This window comes from Synechococcus sp. ROS8604 (assembly GCF_014279655.1).
Taxonomy (GTDB): Bacteria; Cyanobacteriota; Cyanobacteriia; order PCC-6307; family Cyanobiaceae; genus Synechococcus_C.
The window spans coordinates 800,044-819,779 of sequence record NZ_CP047946.1 but is presented as its reverse complement, the minus strand read 5'-3'; the positions used below and the strand labels follow the sequence as shown (position 1 = coordinate 819,779).

Annotated in this window: 17 protein-coding genes; 10 read left to right on the top strand and 7 right to left on the bottom strand. The window is 51.8% G+C overall.

Features of this window, described 5'->3' with window-relative positions; translation table 11 throughout:
• The first annotated feature begins 19 nt into the window (after window positions 1–19).
• The gene (gene pdhA / locus SynROS8604_RS04350) at window positions 20–1,126 is read left to right on the top strand and encodes a pyruvate dehydrogenase (acetyl-transferring) E1 component subunit alpha (RefSeq protein ID WP_186545267.1); all 1,107 of its coding nucleotides are present in this window, start codon (window positions 20–22) and stop codon (window positions 1,124–1,126) included.
• Between the two features lie 18 nt (window positions 1,127–1,144).
• On the opposite strand, the gene SynROS8604_RS04345 is transcribed toward pdhA, so the two are convergent.
• Entirely contained in the window at window positions 1,145–2,059 is a 915-nt protein-coding gene (locus tag SynROS8604_RS04345; protein WP_186545266.1) for a histone deacetylase, read from the bottom strand.
• Window positions 2,060–2,263: 204 nt separating this feature from the next.
• On the opposite strand from SynROS8604_RS04345, the gene SynROS8604_RS04340 reads away from it, so the two are divergent.
• The 4 genes from SynROS8604_RS04340 (at window position 2,264) to SynROS8604_RS04325 (ending at window position 7,393) form a co-directional block, all read left to right on the top strand.
• Window positions 2,264–3,796 carry a site-specific integrase gene (locus tag SynROS8604_RS04340; RefSeq protein ID WP_186545265.1) on the top strand — a complete coding sequence of 511 codons (1,533 nt, stop codon included), beginning with the start codon at window positions 2,264–2,266 and terminating at the stop codon, window positions 3,794–3,796.
• Complete coding sequence (locus SynROS8604_RS04335) at window positions 3,789–4,688, top strand: hypothetical protein (protein WP_186545264.1); 900 nt, start codon at window positions 3,789–3,791, stop codon at window positions 4,686–4,688. The genes SynROS8604_RS04340 and SynROS8604_RS04335 overlap by 8 nt, the downstream gene beginning before the upstream one ends.
• 123 nt (window positions 4,689–4,811) lie before the next feature.
• Window positions 4,812–6,224 carry a DNA-directed RNA polymerase gene (locus tag SynROS8604_RS04330; RefSeq protein ID WP_186545263.1) on the top strand — a complete coding sequence of 471 codons (1,413 nt, stop codon included), beginning with the start codon at window positions 4,812–4,814 and terminating at the stop codon, window positions 6,222–6,224.
• Window positions 6,225–6,394: 170 nt separating this feature from the next.
• A complete protein-coding gene (locus SynROS8604_RS04325; RefSeq protein ID WP_186545262.1) occupies window positions 6,395–7,393 on the top strand; it encodes a carbamoyl-phosphate synthase in 999 nt (332 codons plus the stop codon).
• Between the two features lie 251 nt (window positions 7,394–7,644).
• Here the strand turns inward: SynROS8604_RS04325 and SynROS8604_RS04320 are convergent, their stop codons facing one another.
• Together SynROS8604_RS04320 and SynROS8604_RS04315 are read right to left on the bottom strand one after the other, a co-directional pair.
• On the bottom strand, window positions 7,645–8,430 hold the full coding sequence (locus SynROS8604_RS04320) for a transposase (RefSeq protein WP_186545261.1): 786 nt from the start codon (window positions 8,428–8,430) through the stop codon (window positions 7,645–7,647).
• A gap of 116 nt (window positions 8,431–8,546) precedes the next feature.
• Entirely contained in the window at window positions 8,547–8,714 is a 168-nt protein-coding gene (locus SynROS8604_RS04315) for a hypothetical protein (protein WP_186544318.1), read from the bottom strand.
• A 1,165-nt stretch (window positions 8,715–9,879) separates the two neighbouring features.
• Here SynROS8604_RS04315 and SynROS8604_RS04310 point away from each other — a divergent pair.
• From SynROS8604_RS04310 to SynROS8604_RS04290, 4 genes are all read left to right on the top strand, one after another.
• A complete protein-coding gene (locus SynROS8604_RS04310; protein WP_186546106.1) occupies window positions 9,880–10,038 on the top strand; it encodes a hypothetical protein in 159 nt (52 codons plus the stop codon).
• A 1,028-nt stretch (window positions 10,039–11,066) separates the two neighbouring features.
• Window positions 11,067–11,984 carry a hypothetical protein gene (locus SynROS8604_RS04300; protein ID WP_186545260.1) on the top strand — a complete coding sequence of 306 codons (918 nt, stop codon included), beginning with the start codon at window positions 11,067–11,069 and terminating at the stop codon, window positions 11,982–11,984.
• A gap of 166 nt (window positions 11,985–12,150) precedes the next feature.
• Window positions 12,151–12,357 carry a hypothetical protein gene (locus SynROS8604_RS04295; RefSeq protein WP_186545259.1) on the top strand — a complete coding sequence of 69 codons (207 nt, stop codon included), beginning with the start codon at window positions 12,151–12,153 and terminating at the stop codon, window positions 12,355–12,357.
• A gap of 1,156 nt (window positions 12,358–13,513) precedes the next feature.
• The gene (locus SynROS8604_RS04290; RefSeq protein WP_186545258.1) at window positions 13,514–13,696 is read left to right on the top strand and encodes a hypothetical protein; all 183 of its coding nucleotides are present in this window, start codon (window positions 13,514–13,516) and stop codon (window positions 13,694–13,696) included.
• Between the two features lie 200 nt (window positions 13,697–13,896).
• Here the strand turns inward: SynROS8604_RS04290 and SynROS8604_RS04285 are convergent, their stop codons facing one another.
• The 3 genes from SynROS8604_RS04285 to SynROS8604_RS04275 all read right to left on the bottom strand — a co-directional run bounded on the left by SynROS8604_RS04285 (window position 13,897) and on the right by SynROS8604_RS04275 (window position 17,029).
• Window positions 13,897–14,238 carry a hypothetical protein gene (locus SynROS8604_RS04285; RefSeq protein WP_186546118.1) on the bottom strand — a complete coding sequence of 114 codons (342 nt, stop codon included), beginning with the start codon at window positions 14,236–14,238 and terminating at the stop codon, window positions 13,897–13,899.
• A gap of 143 nt (window positions 14,239–14,381) precedes the next feature.
• The gene (locus SynROS8604_RS04280) at window positions 14,382–15,323 is read right to left on the bottom strand and encodes an RNA polymerase sigma factor, RpoD/SigA family (protein ID WP_186545257.1); all 942 of its coding nucleotides are present in this window, start codon (window positions 15,321–15,323) and stop codon (window positions 14,382–14,384) included.
• A 152-nt stretch (window positions 15,324–15,475) separates the two neighbouring features.
• Window positions 15,476–17,029, bottom strand: a complete 1,554-nt coding sequence (locus SynROS8604_RS04275; protein ID WP_370586547.1) for an NAD(P)H-hydrate dehydratase — start codon at window positions 17,027–17,029, stop codon at window positions 15,476–15,478.
• 50 nt (window positions 17,030–17,079) lie between these two features.
• Between SynROS8604_RS04275 and mnmA the strand changes: the two genes are divergently transcribed.
• The gene (gene mnmA, locus SynROS8604_RS04270) at window positions 17,080–18,255 is read left to right on the top strand and encodes a tRNA 2-thiouridine(34) synthase MnmA (protein ID WP_370586546.1); all 1,176 of its coding nucleotides are present in this window, start codon (window positions 17,080–17,082) and stop codon (window positions 18,253–18,255) included.
• Here the strand turns inward: mnmA and SynROS8604_RS04265 are convergent.
• Window positions 18,179–19,696: an apolipoprotein N-acyltransferase gene (locus SynROS8604_RS04265; protein WP_186545256.1), complete on the bottom strand. Its 1,518-nt coding sequence runs from the start codon at window positions 19,694–19,696 to the stop codon at window positions 18,179–18,181. The two genes, mnmA and SynROS8604_RS04265, sit on opposite strands and share 77 nt — an antisense overlap.
• Window positions 19,697–19,736: the final 40 nt, after the last annotated feature.

Genomic DNA, 19,736 nt, shown 5'->3' with positions numbered 1-19,736 from the left:
GAATCAAATAGGTGGTGCCATGAGTCAGGACATCGCAGTAGGCGCAGCGGCAGGCATCGATCAAAAGTTTGCTAGTGGGGCGTCCCCAATGGGAGCGCACGCCGAACGCTTGTCGTCGCTCGTGACGACCAAAAGAGCCAGCGTTGACCGCGAAACTGGACTGGCGCTGTACCGCGATATGACCCTGGGTCGGCGGTTTGAGGACAAGTGCGCGGAGATGTACTACCGCGGCAAGATGTTTGGTTTCGTTCACCTCTACAACGGCCAAGAAGCGGTGAGTACCGGCGTGATCGGCGCCATGAAGCGTCAGCACGATTGGTTTTGCAGCACCTACCGCGATCACGTGCATGCCTTGAGCGCAGGCGTCCCAGCCCGCGAGGTGATGAGTGAGCTCTTTGGCAAGGAAACCGGCTGCAGCAAAGGGCGTGGCGGCTCGATGCACCTGTTTTCCAAAGCCCATCACCTCCTGGGCGGCTTTGCCTTCATCGGCGAGGGAATTCCCGTGGCCCTAGGCGCTGCCTTCACCAGCCGCTACAAGCGTGATGCCATGGGTGATTCCAGTAGCGACTCCGTTACAGCAGCCTTTTTCGGGGATGGAACCTGCAACAACGGGCAATTCTTTGAATGCCTGAACATGGCCCAGCTTTGGAAGTTGCCGATCCTGTTTGTAGTGGAGAACAACAAATGGGCGATCGGCATGGCCCATGACCGCGCCACCAGCGATCCAGAAATTTGGCGCAAAGCGGCTGCCTTCGGCATGGCTGGAGAAGAGGTGGATGGCATGGATGTACTCGCCGTTCGGGCCGCTGCAGAACGGGCCATCGAACGGGCGCGGGCTGGGGAAGGGCCAACCGTTCTCGAATGCCTCACCTATCGCTTCAGGGGCCACTCATTGGCTGACCCTGATGAGCTCCGCGCCGAGGAGGAAAAGCAATTCTGGGCCAAGCGGGATCCGCTGAAAGCCTTCGAGCGCGATCTTGTTGGCGAAGGATTGGTGAGCGCTGATGAACTTCGCGCGATCGAAAAAGAGATCGATGCTGAGGTTCAGGACTGCGTGGAGTTTGCCCTCAATGCCCCCGAGCCCGATAGCTCAGAACTGACGCGCTACATCTGGGCCGAAGACTGAAAACTGATCCCCATAGCCCTAAAGACCATGCAATCGCGCCTGGTCGGCCGCAGCCCGAAACACCAGTGAATGACGCCTCACCAGAGGGTCAAGAGCGTCGTAGCCACCGCCAATCACGCTGGCAACAGGGATCTGTCGCCGTAGACAGGCATCAAACACGAGGTGATCGCGTTGCAATAGGCCTATATCGGATAAGCAAAGCCGGCCCAGGCGATCGTCTCGATGCGGATCCACGCCCGCGTTGTAGAAGACCAGCTCAGGTTGGAAGCGGTCGAGAAGTGAGGGCAGCACCTCACCCACGGCAGCCAAATACCCCTGATCCTCAACGCCATCCTCCAATGGAATATCGCAATCACTGCATTGCTTCCGGGCTGGGAAGTTAGAGGCAGCATGAGCAGAAAACGTGAAGACCCGTGGGTCGTCAGCAAAGATCAGCGCCGTGGCATCGCCTTGATGCACATCCAGATCCACGATCATCAAGCGCACCAGGCGCCCCTCATCCAGCAGGACCCTGGCTGACACGGCAATGTCATTAAAGATGCAAAAGCCACTGCCGTAATGAGGAAAGGCATGGTGCGTACCACCAGCGAGATGGCATGACACACCATGCTCAAGAGCCAATCGGGCCGTGAGCAATGATCCCCCCACGGCTAACCAGGTGCGTTGCACCAAGGGTGTGGTGGCCGGAAGACCAATCCTGCGCTGCGCTTGACGATCGAGCTTGCCCCGAGCGAAGGCCTCGTGATAGCAGCGCTGATGCACTGATTCAAGCCAGCGGCGAGGAACGGGGAGAGGTGTATGAACCTGAGCGGATTCGGCTAGACCCGACGCCTTTAGAGCATCAAACAACATCCTGAACTTCGCCATCGGGAAGCGATGGCTAGACGGTAGAGGCGCGCTATATGCCTGGTGATAAACAAGTGGGACTGGCACTAGCTTTCCAGCTCTTGCAATCGATTTTGATTGGGTTCAAACAAGTATGTTGTGACAACGCGTTGTGATCTGTGTTGTGATTTAGTACGATGGCTGGAAGACACCGTGTTGTGGTGCGTTGTGATTTGCTTGTTCTGACAGTTGCTTAATTCCGGCATCCAAAACCTGATATGGCGTACGAATCGAAGCTCAGGATCCTGGGTCGTGACGCTCAACGTGCCAAAGGAGCTGCAGTCACGTCTTCCATCAAAATCAGGCACACCCGTCAAACGTCTCCAGAAATCCACGGGTACCGACAGCCTTGCGCTGGCCAAAAAAAGATTCCCGGCGATCATGGCGGATTTACAGAAGCGACTAGCAGTGGCTTCTGACTTGCTGCACGAATCAGAAGATGATCGGCTTAGGCGACAGCTTGGGATTTTGTACTTACAGACAGCTGACAACCCTCAAAGGTCACAAGCGTCTCAAGCAAAAGCATTCCAAGCAATCAACGAGATCCAAGAAAACATTCTGCAAGCCAAGCCATCGCGAGAGCAAATTGATAACTACATGGAAAGGGTCACTAATGACTTCAAGGAGTTGCTGGTGGAGATGGCAAGAAATAACGCTGCACAAGCAGGCATAGCCCTAGACAACGACCAAGCCACTGCCTATGCAGCGGCTTCTAAAAGAGCAATCCTTGAGGGGAGAACAAATGCTGACTCAGTCTTCACCTCAGGTTTGCTTCACCAGGAAACAGAGCTAGGCCAAAGGCTGAGAGCAGAGGCCGCCAAACCACTTCCATCCACCCTGGAACAAGCTTTGGACCTCAAGCGCTCTGACTTAGGTGAACGAACACTGAGCAACTACACGACACAAATTGCAGCCTGGGAAGAACACATCAAGGCATCGACGCTTGCTTCAGTCACACCCTCATCTCTCAACAGCTTCATACGTTGGCTTGTTTTACCTGTTGCGAATGGTGGTCGGGGGATGGGAAAAGATTCGGCCAATAATTATGGACTAAAGATCAGGAGTCTTATCAAGGCTCACAATCAGCACTGCAAACAAGATAACCAGAGGATGCCTGTACCAGGCATTGAGCTGATGCAGCTTTCTGAGACAGAGAAGCGAAAAAAAGTTCTCAAGGATAGAGAGCGTGCTGCAAGTGACGAAACTTGCATGGCAATGCAAAGAGGAATGATTGAAATCTATCCAGAGCTTGAATTACTAATCCCGCTGTACAGACTCGCTGGACTGCGCAACACAGAAGCTCCATTTTTGAAATGGCAACACATTCGCAAAGACCCTTCAGGGACTTGGATCATTGATCTTCTTTGGTCGAAGACAGCAGACGGAATCCGTTTAATACCTATCAACAAAAAACTAAAATCAATATTGCTGCCACACCAAGGTGATCCAAATTCCTATGTATTGCCCTCACAGATTCACGATGTAAAGAACATCAAGGATTGGATTGGAGACCGAATCCGAAATGTGACCAAGCATCTCAAAGTTAATGGTGCGGCAAATGCACACTCCTATAGACACGCTTTTGGAGGTGACCTCAGCTATCACTGCACTGAGGAAGTGAAGCAAAAGCTAATGGGCCATAAAGGCAATCTCACATCCCACTACACCAGTGAAAAAATGAAAGCATTAGCGACAGCTATTGAATTTGTCGGAACTGAAATCAATTTCAAATTCAATGAATCACTTGCTAGGCACTCTCAAATAACTGGTATCTCCTATGAATAAAACCCAACTAAAACTAGAAGAGCAGTCACACAGAGAAGCGGTAGCCAAGCGACGTAGAGGCTTGCAATCGGCAAAAGAGAAAGGATATATTTCAGGAACAACTGAAGGCAGAGAGTTATTCAGAGGCCTCTTCTTACCTTATTCAGATACTGTAAGGAGCAGAATCGACGACGTAACAAGCGGCAAGGCAAGTAAGTGGGCTCAGTTTGCCAATCACACTGATCAACTAACAGAAGAGTTAGGCATTGAGTATGTCGCCTATTGCGCGATGAAGAAGATGATTGACTTCATTGATACTGGCAAAAACAAGCTGGTCGATATAGCAACCATAATTGGCCGAACACTAGAAGCAGAAGCCAGAATTAATTACTACATTGAAATTGGAGGAGAAGAAACCACAGGACTGATAAAAGCAAAGAAGAAAAAGAAAAACTCATCCACAAGGCATAAGCATATAGGCATCAAGCTGTCCGTAGAAAAGCAACTCTTAGAGAAAGGATGGGCGCAGGACGATCTCCTTCCGACGTGGGCTAATGAGGTTCGTACAGGTATCGGGCTTTTCTTGATTGAAGCTGCCATTCAAGGTGGCTGGTTCATTAGGCAGCCAAAACGGATGGCAAAGAACAAAACAGAGAATGTTTTGATGCCAGCTCAAGCAATAAGTGACTGGCTAGAAAAAGCAAGAAATGACATTGATTCATGGTCGTATTTGTCCTGGCCGTTGATTGAACCACCACTGGATTGGCAGCTGGAGGAGAAGCCAGCAAGAAAGAACATATCTGGCGGATACCACTCCCAATTACTAAGGCAGATCAATCCACTTTGTGGTGGAAGAAAAGGAATGCACTCTGATAGTTATTTCGGAGCTGAAGCAATCGGACTTCTTAACTGACTACAAAGAACAGCGTGGTGCGTCGACCAGGAGGTCCTGAAGGCCGTCGAAAGCTGCTGGGATAAAGGGTTAACCATTGGCAGCTTGAAGGCCGTTCAAGACGATCCTCGAAGGGCTGAGGGCATGCCTATGTATCTACAAGAACTAGCTGCAGATCATGAGGACAGAATTACTTGGCGAAAAGAAATGCATGCCCTACACGAAACACATCACGATCAAATTGAAAAGGCTCGATCAACAATGGCCGTCTTGTCGTTGGCAAGAAAGTTCGCTTCTGAACCAAAGTTTTATCTGAGCTGGGAATGTGATTTCAGAGGCCGCCTGTATGACCAGCAAGCGTGGCTGGGAAGACAATCATCTGATTTTGAAAAGTCTCTCTCACGCTTTGCCGAAGGATGCAAGCTCGACAAGCGATCAGAGGAAGTAGCTGCTCAGGCCGTTGGTGGTGCATTTCTTGGCAGTCGAGGGACTCTCTCTGAACGAGCCGCATGGACAAGATCACACTCACGACTGCTTGAAGCAATTGCAGACGACCCCATCGGTACTTCGACTGAATGGGAACAGGCAGATGATCTCTGGCAGTTCCTTCAATTAGCCATGGAGTGGGTGAAGGTTGTTCTGCGAAAACAGCAGGAGAAATGGCATGTTCCGGTCACTGCAGATGCAACAGCCTCAGGTCTCCAGCTACTGAGCGCTATGAGGCGTGATCCAAAGGGTATGGAGTTCAGCAACCTGACACCCCAGGACGACCCAGAAGCACCGCCAAAGGATGCCTATTTGGAGGTACTACGAGTCGCACGAGAGTTAGCCGATGCAGACTCTGCAACCTCTTGGCTTTCAAAGCATCTCGTCTATCGCAGCCTGGGGAAACCAGTGTTGATGGTGGCTATCTACGGCGGGTCATATCGGACAAACCGTCAAGACATCATTGAGGCCCTACGCAAAGAAAACCTATACCCAAATCCAGTGTCTTACGAAGACACCAAAGCTCTGACTGGTCTTCTAAGAAATGCGAGCAGAAAAGCCTTCCCAGCAGTATTCGAAACACTTGCTTGGTTAGAAGAGATCGCAGAAACGGCACTAGAACAAGGTGCTACAGCCCATAGCTGGACAACACCAAATGGTGATCGGATCCAACACGTGGAATACCAACCTGCTGAAGCGATCAGGGTTGAGACGCATTTCCTTGGGAAGGTCAGCATTGGTCTAGGAAATCTAAAAATACCCAACACCAACAAGTTGAAAAGCGGTCTCAGCCCTCATTTCGTTCACTCTTACGATGGTTCAATTCTGAAAGCTGCATTCCATGACTGGAAGAAGCCATTAAGCACTATTCATGACTGCATAGCCGTGCTTCCAATCGATATGGAAGAGGCACATGAACGCATCAGAGAAGCCTTTGTGAGGGTCTGTGATGGTGACCCATTAGCAGAGCTTGCAGATACGTTAAAAATAAATCATTTAGCAAAGGAGAGACTTCCACGAGGCGATGGCAATTTGCTTTTAGCATTGGACAGCAAATACATTTTCAACTAATCACAATAGGCAGGCAAAAATCATATAAGTGCAAAAGCCAATAAATACGATGCAAAGCCACGAGCGGGGTTTTTTATTGCCTCACTGATATGCAGCAAAGCTGAAACTGCCTACAGCAGCGGGCAACAGCAGTAAAAGCAAGCCATTCTGCGCTCAATAGATCCTTATCAATGCAGCGTTCCTTGCGCCTGTCGTTATCGCTGAGCGGTGTTGCTGCTCTTGCCCTCGCCAACGCTCCTCTCTTACCTGCTGCTGCTCAAGACGACGTCAATGCTGATGACCTTGGGGTGATGAGCATCAGCCTTAAGGATGCAGTCAAGTTCAACTGGGGTTTTCAAGGCGCACTACAAGGAGCAGGCACGCCTAACCAAGCAGGTATTGGCGGGTTCTTGCCCCTCGCTGTTGGCGAGAACAGTGTGTTCTTTGCTGATGTGCTGCTCAATGCCAACTTTGCTGATTACGGCGGCAATAGCAGCATCATCAATACCGACGTAGCTGGCACCACGATCAGTACCTCAACGCGATTGGGTTATCGCTGGCTAAATAGCGACCGCAGCTGGATGTATGGCGTTAACGGTGGCTATGACAGCCGCCCGATGAATACAGGTGGAACTGATACAGGCGTGAATGTCAGCGGCACAGAGAAGAGTGCTTTCTTCCAGCAGGTGGCAGTTAATGCAGAAGCAGTCTCTGATAGCTGGAACTTCAATGCCTATGCCTTAGTTCCTGTTGGTGATACAGAGCAACAGCTGAATAGCGTTTATCAAGGCGGCTCGCTTGATACCTACGGGCTTGATATTGGTTATTTCATCACTCCAGCCGTTAATGCTTCTGTTGGTTATTACTACCAAAGCGGTGACCTAGGAGAAGCAGATGGTTCCGGCGTACTCGGACGCTTAGCCTATGAAATGACCAGTGGCGTCACAGCAGGAGTCAATATCTCCTACGACGAAGCATTCGATACAAGAGTTTCAGCTGATCTTAAAGTGCGCTTTGGTGGCCCAAGTACAACAGCAGCGACGAAGAAAAAGTGGGAGAATCCAACAATTAATGCGTTAACAGCATCACCCAAGAACAGGGATGTTCGGGTGCACGACGACGACAAATCACTGGCTGCTGGATTAGTTTGTTTGGGCGCCGGCAGTCCAGTTGGTGGCTGCGGTGACTGATGCACGTTATAAACTGTGATGGACGATTGATTGACCCTAACCCCCAAAGCCCCTGCAATTGCTGGGGCTTTTTATTTCTTTATTAGCTCTAATAACCGTCCATATCGCCCTTCAATGCCTGGCACGATCAGAGTCCTAAAGGAGCTTGCATCGTGAGTTCAGTATTCAATAATTCATATAAAAAAATCAGGCAATATAAGCTCACTGTCTTTATTTGTTGCCTCTAAGGATATGTTCATATTTTCTTTAAATCACCACAGCTTGAGGATTTGATCGCCATCACGGATGCCATTTGCTCTTCTAAATCTCACCGCGACTTGATGCCACTCTTCTGGAATTTGATTAAGACGAATGTCAAATGCAAAGGGTAATTTCTGTTGTCCTGGTGAGACCCGGTTCTTCCTGCTTTGACTGCTTCTGCCTTTTTCAACTAATCGTTTCAGCATTCTTGAGCCCCAATGGCACCTAGAGCCGCCTTTGCTTTTGTGCCGGTAGTGCTGGCAGAACCGTGCATATCGCCTGGAACAACCCTTCAGGCTTGATGCCAGTTGCAGAAAGCTTGGGTGCCACTCACTGATGCCATCACACGCCAATCTTCCGTAATGCCCGTAATTGGAATAGGGGTCATAAAACCCTTTTCTTATTCCTGCTGCCTTTGGATTGGCGTGGATATAACGCAATGTATTCAGCACTCGCCTGTGGTCTGTTGGAGCAATCGCAGTGGCGTAATACCTCGCCTCCCAAAAATGCCCGCAACGACCAGAAAGGCGGTTTAGTGCCATGGCTGAATACCAGCCAAACCAATGCATCAGCTTTGGCAGCTGTGATGCATCGTCAGGTCTGATTAGCAAGTGCAGGTGATTAGCCATCAGGCACACCGCATACAACTTGTGTGGCACTTTTTGTTTGGCTTTAGTGAGCACAGCAAGAAGCACATCCCTTCTCAAGCCTTTGGCAATTAGAAACTGTCGGCTATTGCACCTGAGCGTGATGTGAAAGGCGTGACCTGCTGGAAGCTTGCGTTGCGTACGTCCCATTCCATAAACGATCAGGCTTACTGATTGTGGCTATCAATCTCCCGACTGAATATTCACCAGCCCCGCCACGAGCGGGGTTTTTGTTGCTCTACACAGCCTAGAATCCGTATTTGGGATTAATTCTTTTTGCTGGTGAATCTGCCTGCTACGAAACCAACTGAGCCACCAATAAGTGCACTTTGTATCTTCCATAATTGCTTTCTTTGACGCCAAGAGGTATTGGCAACCCAGATACCAAGCACCAGTGCTCCGACAACAGCAACGCTCCAACCTGCTTTCGCCATGAGCCAAATCAACACCCGTCAACACACAACCATAAAGACACACTGAATTACATCGGAGAACATGAGGCGACCCTGAGAACAGAAGAGGACTCTTTCGACGTGATCTCAGAAGGTGATGCCAGCTTCTTTATTGACGGCTGGTGAGAGAAGCGCCATGTAGAGGCAGCCGAGCAACGAGTTGGTGTTTTGAGCCAAGTGCTTCTAGACATAGGTACTTGAGCAACTAAAATTACTATCGAGCACATCAGATGTTGTGTCGGTTCGCCACAAACATATTTCTCTGATGAAGCCAGCAAGAACACGTACTTGCAGAGAGAAATCTTCCAGCTTCATAGGGAAGATGATATTTGAGTTTATCGGGAGTGGGGGGGGAGTACGTTCTTCCTGGCTTGATCATCCTGATTCAGGTCTTCCGAGTCAGTTCTTTCGCGATTGTGAGCCGACAGCTGGTGCCGACTGGGCAAGCCAATGCGCGAAAATGGGTTCGCCATGGGCTGTATGGATTTCCATGAGGACAAGCTTCACTGAACTTGCTCTAGAAAATTGTCTGGGCTAGCCGTGGTGCGAATCACTACTGTTTTCCGCCAAAGGCATGAAAAGCACCACTCAACTCTCAGTCGCTGCAAACTGATTTCAATTGGCATTTAACTGATGCCCTTAGAATCGCTACCTTGGCCTGGACTATCAGGCTTGACGAAAGAAATGACTTACAGGCAGCGGGGAATGCTTCAAGCAGCTGCTTTTTCCCAACGACCCTCGACACTCAGATGACCTTTGTTCTTCTACAGGAGCTGTTTACGAAATTAGGGTTCACTGTTTTTAGTCAAAATCTAAGGGGGACCCCAAACTGCCTCACAGAAATCCTTTACTAGCGTGCCATCATCCATCTTTCCACTTAAATCTGGCTCTAGCCCCAACCTTTTCATTGCAGTTGGGTAATCAATCTGTTTAGTAGCCACAAGAGTGCATGTATTTTTCTTAGGGGTACACGACACCAACAGAAAAAGAACAGGAAGCAGCAGTAATGCCTTTTTCATCCAATGACTCTACTTGTGGAACTCGATGAGGTGAGGCTTTTGTTTTCGGGCACTATTAGCTCCTCCGTGCTGCCACGAGCGGGTTTTTTATTGCAGAGGGAAATACTTTAACCAGTTGACCCAAACAAATGACACTCAACACACAGATGACGCTGGCTCTACTGCAAGAGCTACTGATGGCACTGAGGGCGAATGACGCTGATGGCTTGGCAGCTAGGCGTGAGTCTGCAGTCCCGTTGGGAAATTATGGAGGTGTTGTACCCATAACGGGTGAGGACTTGGATTAGTTGTATGACGACATCATTTCGACCAAGCTGCCTGATAAGCGCAAGCGTGGCACTGCTGATGAAGCTCTGGCAACCAACGCTAAAGCCTTCTAACCCTGCCCTAACTGTTGGGGGTTTTTCGTTTCTGTATAGATATGCTGCCAATAGAAAGATTGGATTCACTTGTGTAACAGCACGAACAACAGAAACGTTGACGTTGTTGCTATAAAAATAAAGTAGTACCAACTACAAAGAACGTTCACCTCACTTCTGTGAGGCGCAGACTCGCCAGGCCACGGAACGGGGACCTGGATTTCTGAGGAACCTCAAATGACTCTCACCTATCGTGGTAAGCAGTATGTCCAGCACAAAGGTGTTGGTTTTGATGCAACCAAGAAGGCACCATTGACCTATCGCGGCGTGTCATACGCCAAGTAAACCAAGGATTTCACATCAATCAGCTCTCGCTTAACAGCGGGAGTTTTTTGTTGCCTACTGAATAGCAGCAAAGCTGAAACTGCCTACTGCAGCGGGCAGCAGCAGTAAAAACAAGGCATAATATTCAATGAAAATGTCATATAGATCGTCCTTTGAATACGACTAAATCAAGTTTCCAGAAGGAATAAATTCAACTTGTAGATCCATTACACCACAACCGATCTAAGCTAAACGGACACTAATAGTAGAGAGAAGAAGCAAACTCTCCACCACACGGTTGGAACCGTGTCAAAAGAAATTAGTCGCTGTGAATGCCAGAAACGGAGTAACTCGCGATTAGCAAGTAGGAAGCCAAGGAACTGAGACCAACAGCAGCTCAGCTAGATCCAAGAAGCCTACCCTTTGCATGACGTGATGGAACAGCGGCATAGCAGACCACTCCAAGATGAAAGATCATCAAGGATGTAATAAGGACTAGGTACCAGCGGAAGCTGGCGCTGAAACACGCCTTCTTGACATCCAGATGAATATATACCTACACCATTTACCAGGACAAAGAGTTACCAGTAAGTGGTGTGTGCGATTATTTTCCGCGCTGAAAAAAGTAACTAATGAATTTAAAGAACAGTATTAATCCGATCAACGATGACGGTAGCATTGATCATCGATACGTAAGTGTCACAAGTGAAATCATTGAAAGGGCAGGTCAGGGCTGTATCCGTGATCTATCTGACTTCTACAACCTAACCAAGGAGAGTGAATCGAAATATGAGTTGGCTGGCCTACGACTCGTGTCAGCTTTCTTTCAGCAAGACATGGAGAGGTGGCAACGGAATGGATTGAAGAAACGTCTTCGTGAATGTCTTGGTGAGATTGGCTTCAGGCCTAGCAAGATCTCAAAACTGATTACAGCAGGTGAGTTTGTCGCCAGTGAAATGTCAGACAACAAATCAAGGCGCGACGACACATCAACAGATGAGTGGGATTTCTTCGAATCGACCAAGGAAGAAAAAGAACAGTCTTATTTGTGGCAGGTCAAATACCTACGTGACCATGGTCTGACTGGTCTCTATCAACTGGCTCGAATGGATTGGAAAGGTTTAGTAGAAGCTCGACACAAATACAAAGAAAATGGTGACATCCCACTCACAACCCGTGAACTAGAGAAGCTCCAGAAACGACATCCCGCTAAGACAAAAGAGAGGCGTGGACGGCCTGCCCGATTTTGCCGAAGCCAAGAAAAGCAAGACCAGAAGGTCAGTACGCAGCTGGATCAAGTACGTGGACTCACTCCAATAGAACCAACAGATGAAGTGAATCCTCAGCAGATCCAACTACAGCCAACACTTGCAAGTGGTGAGATCAGCAACGCGGAACTAGTTGAGCAGTTCACTGGTTTGGCTAAGGCCATTGACTGGTCAGCTATTAGAGCCGATACAGAAGCACGAAGATTATTGAATTCAACGGAAGAAACCCTCAGATTGATTGCTGACCTTGCTCATGAGTCTCGGTACACACCAGTGATCTAAATAGCAATATGAACCAGTCAATCATCGGAAAAGAAAAGAGATAGCCATTAAGAGGCTCCCTTGGAAATCATTCATTAGTACCTGTGCCGTTGCATCAATTCGATGCTTGAAGCGTAATGGCTGCCAAACGGGTAAACAAGAAATTAGTTAAAACTTTAGAACTTAAATGACACTACAAAGAAAGAAAGACAAGCAGATCATTGATGGCTGGAGAAAAGACCCACGGATGGTCTTCCTTGCCAATCCTGGTAGAGATCTAACAGCTAAAGAACGCAGGGAATGGGAAAGGAACATTGGTCAGTACCAAGTAGGCTTTGAACCTGGTAAGTTCGGTCAAATCGATGTAGTCAGTGCAAGCCTTTTCGGCATGTGATTCTCAGATTAGGGCCTACAAAGGGGTTGTTTTAAATGATCAGTAGTAGATTACCGTTGATTGTTTAGACGGCCTCACAGGCTCTTCTAGAGACAGAAACAAAAAAGACGTTACCTCTGCTACCTGCTCTACTTCTGCTGGTCTCATATACGTCAAAGGAAGAGACATGTGCCATGCATGCTGCCCGTCAACTTACTACTGAGGAAGCAGCAAAGTATTTAGGAGTGGAGTTGAAATCTGACGATGCTCAGTGGCAATTCAAAAGAGTCCAAGATCACTGTGAGCTCTACAAGAATTAGACTCTTAGATATTCAACATAAATTTCTGAGCCCCTATTCGTTAGTACAAGGACACGTCATCCCCCCATACCCCTCTGTCTCTCCAACAAGAAGAGGGGGGTCGTGCCCTAAAGCCGTTCTGGTTGATATGACGAATAATCTTTGTCAAGACTAGGACTTACTACTTCTAGAGTTGTCTTAAAGCACGTTGGCATCCATTGTTTGATGTTCGTCTTACTTAAAGGCTGTCCCCCCTGCGTTGTGAACTGCGTTGTGATTCTGGATCACAACACACCTTGAGAACCATTGCTATTACTAGACTTGTATACCATCACCCCATCGGGAAGCGATGGCTACTGGGTAGCGGCGCCGAATAGAGGTGGTGATAAACAAGCGGTACTGCCACTTCGTTCTCAGTAGCAGAGGGGCATTGCAGCGATTTTCATCAAGGCGGGCTGTTATTCCGCATGGTGACTTGCCTAAGAAGAAGGCTCCCATTCAGGCACGCAACTCCTGAAGCAAACATAATAAAAAATCAATCAATCGCGTTAAACCATCCCAATACCTTCTAGGCACAATGCAAAAGGCTTGTGGACCCGATCAATACTAATTGCCTCAAAACAAATCAGATATGGAAAAGACTTTTGTAACCGTAAAAGCTGAAAGAATGCAGACAGAAATTGTCTTTGACAACTGATTGAGAACGATGCATCGATCAGCCAAAAGAGGCAGTGATCTGCTCTTTGAAGAGCCTGATGGTCACCATTTTATCAAGACCTTCATGGGCACAGCTTGGGCAGACAGCCGTTTTGACCCGCCTGAACCTTGGGGGGAGCGGGACCAGTGCAGAGCAGATGCGACAGGGGAGTTGATCTCTCATGACTGAACTGCCTCCCTTCGCTCAGCCTGGTAATCCACATGGATTCGATGACGTCGTCATCAAGATCACAATGCTGGCGGACGAACGTCTCAGCATCACTCGTGGAAGGATCAATCTCCAAACGCCTGTCGGCAAGCATCAACAAATTGGAAGCCATGTAGCTAACAAGAGCATTCTTTGATTCAACATAGTTAGCAAAATCCTTGGGGGCATCGCCCGTTTCAAACTCCTCTTTGACCCAAAATCTCAGGTTCCTGTCAAAGACAAGCTCTGACGCGTCACGCCATGCCCTGGTCGCCTCTCTGGGAGAACGTCGCTGCCTAAATTGAGCAATCAGATACGCAAGAGCTGCCGACAAGATAAGGCACGCAAGAGCACTCATCAGATCCCAGTATCACCACCAATTCGATCAACTTCTAGATCAATCTCAGTCTTGAGGGACTGCTCCAGATGCTCGACAGAGCGCTCAAATACATCCTTTCGGCGCTCCAGGTTCAGCTCTTGCTGATGGGTGACATCATCCATTTGTTGCTGGCCACCGTTCATCATCTCCGTATAAGTGAGCGCTCTGGGCTTTCTGGGCTGATTGGGTTCGTTCAAATGCTTCTTAGAGATACGAGTCAAGAATGTCTGAAAGATTATTCCCTTATGGGATGGATCCAGAAAAGCTCCCGCACGTGCTGATGCCTGAATAAATAGCCAAGAAACTCTCTCAAAATCCACCCTCCAGAACCCCTCTGCTCTCAAACCATCGGCTTCAATAGGGCGATAGCGGGCTGCTCTGAAACCTGGTCAGAAAAAAAAGTGGTTCTTTAACGAAATGGGTTTAACGCAGCCGCATACTCATCAACAAATCAATCCAACAATCAAAAGGTAGGGGACATCCGACGGGTGAGATTGCGCAGCTTGCGCAGGGACTTCAATTCCACCTGACGGACGCGTTCACGAGAAACATCCAGCAAACGGCCGATTTGAGCCAAGGTGTGACGCTCGTTGCCGTTTAAACCAAACCGCAAGGTGAGTACATGTTGCTCCTGCTCACTGAGATGACTCAACCAGCGGCCAAGTTGTTCATGGTGAATGCGCTGTTCAACCTTGTCGAGAGGCTCTTCCGCAGAAGAGTCGGCAATTAAATCACCAAGGAAACTGCGACCATCTTCTCCATTCACAGGAGCATCAAGACTGCTGGTGGTGAGAGCCTGGCGCAGCAGGGAGTCGAGCTCCTCAACAGGCATATCCAAGGCTTCTGAAATCTCGAGGCGGCTCGGCATCGCTCCAAGCTTGTGAGCAAGATCCAAACTCACCTTGCGGATGGTGGTGAGACGCTCGCTCAAGTGCACCGGCAGGCGAATGGTGCGTGACTGACAAGCAATCGCCCGAGTCATGCTCTGACGGATCCACCAAAAGGCGTAAGTCGAAAACTTGTATCCACGGGTTGGATCAAACTTTTCAACCGCCCGTTCCAAGCCAAGAGAGCCCTCTTGAATGAGATCGAGAAGCTCAAGGCCTTTGCCTTGATATTTCTTGGCGACACTCACGACAAGACGAAGATTGGCCTTCATCATCCGCTGCTTAGCACGCTGGCCAACGCGGATCATGCGGCGGTCTTTAGAGCTGAACTCTTCGCTGTCGGGAGAGACAGATCCATCCTGGGTCAGCTCCATGAACTTCTGGACCTGATTGCCAAGCTCGATTTCTTCAGCCGCCGTTAGCAGAGGTATTCGGCCAATTGTCGCCAAGTACCAACTAATGGGATCACTGTTTCTGCGTCTCTGGGTCTCGGAGGTCCGAGCTGTTGAGGAAACCATGGCAACTCGTTTCTTGGGCGTGGTGAGACTTTCCTATGAAAAAACGATAAAGCCAAATGTTTTCAGCAACCCTTCAGATTCGTGAAAGGAAAACGACACATTTGCGCGTTTTGAATTGTGTGCATTTTAAAACTCGATCAATTTTTTAATCATTAATTCCCGCAAATCCGCCGGGTGAGCGCAGCAAGGGTTTTCGCAATCTCACTGGCATCACTGGCATTTTCAGTGGTTCGTGACGCCTCGGCATGCAGCAAAGCCGCGGCGGCAAGAGCTTGTCCCCGCGGCTGCTCTCCACAAGCCCGAGAGCGAGCCCCCCAGCCAAGAACAAATCCAGCCAACAGGTCTCCCAAGCCCGTACGAGCCACCTGCACCGATGTATCAACGAGTTGATGCACCACACCCTTCGGATCGGCAATGACCGAATGAGCACCCTTGAGCAACACAACGGCTCCGCTCTCTGCTGCAGCCCCTTGGGCGCTCTCCAGCGGTTCCCGCCCACTGAAATCAGGAAACAGCCTTTCAAATTCACTCTGATGCGGGGTGATCCAGGTTGGAAACGCACGCTGGCAAAGCCAGCGCCAGCCTTTATTTGAAGCGGACAAGGCGTTGAGCCCATCGGCATCCAGCACAAGCAGTCCTTCGAAGGACAGCAAGGGCTCTGCCCAGGCCTCCCACGGCGCGCTGAGCCCTCCAATCCCAGGCCCCAGCAACAGCGCATCCAAACGGGACAGGTCTGCCTGAGCCAGCCATGGTCCCCAAGCCAATCCTCCCGATGCGGTCGCTGGCAACCCAGCCGACAGCACCAACTCGGGAATCCATTGCCAGATGCGCTCGGCTACGGCCTCTGGCAACGCGGCTTTCAGGCTTCCCACACCACTTGCCATGGCCCCTTGTGCGGCCAGGAGTGCTGCACCGCGATAGCGCTCGCTGCCGGCGAGCAGCATGACGCGGCCACGCTGATATTTCATTGCCGTTGGCGGGTCTTTAGGAACCGGCAAGGTCGCTAGATCCTTTGCCATCACCCGCAAGACAACAGGTCCCGCCAGTGAATCGATCAACTGGTGAGGAACGCCAGGATCCAAGCGATGCAAACAACCCACGTTGGCGAGGGCTGCGTCCTGTACCAACCCGCGTTTCACCAGACCCACGCACAACGTGTCGGAAGCCACCGCCCCACCTCCGGCCTGCATCCGTCCGTGATTGGAATGCATCCCTGCAGGCACATCCAGACTGATAAGCCGAAGGGGCTGAACACGCTCGCGTTCGCCGAGCAACAACGCCAAGCCTTCAGGAAGAGGCCGATGTGGTCCCAACCCAAACAGAGCTTCCACCCAGAGAGCGGAATCCTCCGGATCCGGATCCGTCTCTAGAACCGTTGCCCCAAGCCACTCGAGATGACGCCAATGCTCTTGGGTGAGCGCTTGCCGAATCGGCAGAGGGGCCCACAGCCTCACCTCCACTCCGGCATGCATCAGACGTCTTGCTACGACCAACCCATCACCACCGTTGTGGCCGGGTCCCACCAACACCAACACGCCCTGGTCCAGACGCTTCCGCCTCTGAAGACACCAATCAGCCATCGCCTGACCGACGGCCTCCATCAAGGCAGCAACGGGCAAACCACTGCCCAGCCATTCCTGCTCCAAGGCCAGCATTTGTTCGGCACTGACAAGCCAGTGCTCCGCATCTAGGGGAGGCCAGACCAAGCCAAAAACACCCGGGCCCTCACTATGGAGTCAGACAGCGATGCCCGCCCATGTCGGCCGAGGCCAAGATGACCACCCTCACAGCAACCCCAGCCGGTGCCGAGGCCCTAGAGCGATTGCGCCAATGGCCCGGTGAGCATCGTGTGGCCGTCGGCCTTTCGGGTGGTGTAGACAGCTCCCTCACCGCAGCCCTGATGGTGGAGGCCGGCTGGGAGGTGGAGGGCCTCACGCTCTGGCTGATGAGTGGGAAAGGAGCGTGTTGCGCCGAAGGCTTGGTGGATGCTGCCGGAATCTGTGAACAGCTCGGCGTGCCCCACCACGTGGTGGATTCAAGAGATACGTTCGTTCGTGAAATCGTTCAAGGCTTGGTGGATGGCTACCGGGCTGGCATCACACCCCTCCCCTGCTCCAAGTGCAACCGGTCGGTAAAATTCGGGCCGATGCTCGCCTGGGCCGAACGGGAACGCCATCTCCCCAGGATCGCCACTGGCCATTACGCCCGCATCCGTCTGGACGGAGACGACGGTCGCTGGAAGCTGCTGCGAGGCATGGACAGCCGCAAAGACCAGAGTTACTTCCTCTATGACCTCCCCCAGGACGTTTTGGCGCGCGTGGTCTTCCCACTCGGCGAACTCACCAAGGCCGACACCCGTCTTGAGGCTGCCCGCCACGGATTACGCACGGCAGACAAGCCAGAAAGTCAGGACCTCTGCCTGGCCGATCACCACGGCTCCATGCGCGCTTTCCTCGATGCCTACCTTCCCCCAAGGGACGGTGAAATCGTGCTGCAAGACGGAACGGTGGTTGGACAGCACGACGGCATCGAACACTTCACCATCGGCCAGCGCAAAGGATTAGGCATTGCCTGGAGTGAGCCGCTCCACGTGGTGAAGCTCGATGCCGCCATGAACCAGGTTGTCGTCGCCACAAGGGCAGAAGCCGGTCGTACTGGCTGCGAGGTTGGCGCTGTGAATTGGGTCTCGATCGCCCCGCCCCCGCTCGGTTCAGCCATGGAGGTGGAGGTGCAAGTGCGTTACCGCAGCGAACCCGTGGCGGCCTATCTCACCTGCATCGAAGCCAATGCCGCCGATCGGGCCGGAGAGCGCCCTCATCGCTGCAAGCTCAGCTTTCAAGAGCCACAGTTTTCGATCACTCCTGGTCAAGGGGCGGTGTTTTACGACGGCGAGGTCGTGCTGGGCGGAGGCCTGATCGACTCGCCGATCTGACCAACAGCAGCGACGACACGCCGACCATCAACCACAGAGGCGCCTCTCCCCAGCGCACGTATCCCGTCAAACCCTTGCGAGGTTGCAACGGCGCCAGCAAAAGACCTGGATCAAACGCGGCCAGGCGTTCTGCCATCTGACCATCAGCGCGGATCATGGCCGTTGGCCCTGTATTCACCGTTGACAAGAGCGGTCTGGCCGATTCCAAACTGCGCAGCTGGGCCAAAGCCAAATACTGCTGCTGAAGAAGGATTGGGTAGGGGTCCAGGTTGGCTGCCGCAAGGATCCACTCCGCCCCCTCAGCCACGGCGCGAGCCAAGGCTGCTCCGTTGCTGATCTCGTAGCAGATGGCCACAGCAGCGGGTGGACCGCCCCAGCGCCAAAGCCGGGAGGGCTCACCCGCCTCCAGGCCACCGATGGCAGAGAGGCCGCTGAGACCTGGCCAGGCCGGCACCCACTCCCCCAATGGCACCAAGCGATGCTTATCCAGCGAGGACACCGGAGTGGTGCCGCCAGCCTCCACCAAAACCATGGCGCTGTGCTGACGTCCCCGCGACCAGTGAAACCCTCCACTCATCAGTGGAATCGGGGCCGGTGCCATCAGGGAACCATGAAGTGGCAACGTGCCCTCAGGTGCCATCAGCCAGTCCGCACCAGCGGCATCGGCCTCTTGAAGCGCCATTTGTAGCCGTCCGGGCAGCTCCCGTTGACGTTGCGCAGAAAATTTTTCGCGGGTGGGAATCGCCGGTTGCCAGAGGCCAACACTGAACTCCGCTCGATCGGATTCGGCACCCAACCTGACTGGGTTCTGCAGCAGCCAGGCCCCCAGCCCATGCAGAACCAACAGGCTCAGCAAGCCGCCGGACAGCAGTCTCGGCCAACCCGACTCACGCCGGGACAGCGTCAGCAAACGCCACAGCCACCAGCCGAGCAGCAGTTGCAGGGCCGCCAGTCCGCCCTCACCGATCCAACGACTCAGGGCAGCCAACGGGGGGTCGGCAGGGAGCACGCTGCCACCGACACCGATCCAAAACACAGGACTTTGCGATAGGGCCACTTCCACCAATCCCCACACAGCCGCGGCCAACACGGCATCGGTGAAGCTGCCTCGCAAGGGCAGGCGATTCACAAGGGCACTCCAACAGGCTAATAGCAGCGCTGCCAGCAGGGCGCAGGCCAACCAGATCCCAACCGCCACCGGCAGGCTGAGCCAAGCGGGAACACCGATCCACATCAGGGGGTGTAACGCCAGCAACCAGCGGTGACTCACCAGGACAGCCACTCCACCCCAGATCGCCGAGGCGAGAGAACTGCGGGACGCAGCCCAGAGCAGCGCCAGGGCCGGCACCATCCACCAAGGGCCCGACAGGGTGAGGGCAACCCCTGCAAGCAGTCCCCCCAACAGCCCCTGCAGAAGCACCAGGGATCGGTCATTGCCCATGGTCAGTGGCGGGAGATCAAGCCATCCTGAATCGGAATGC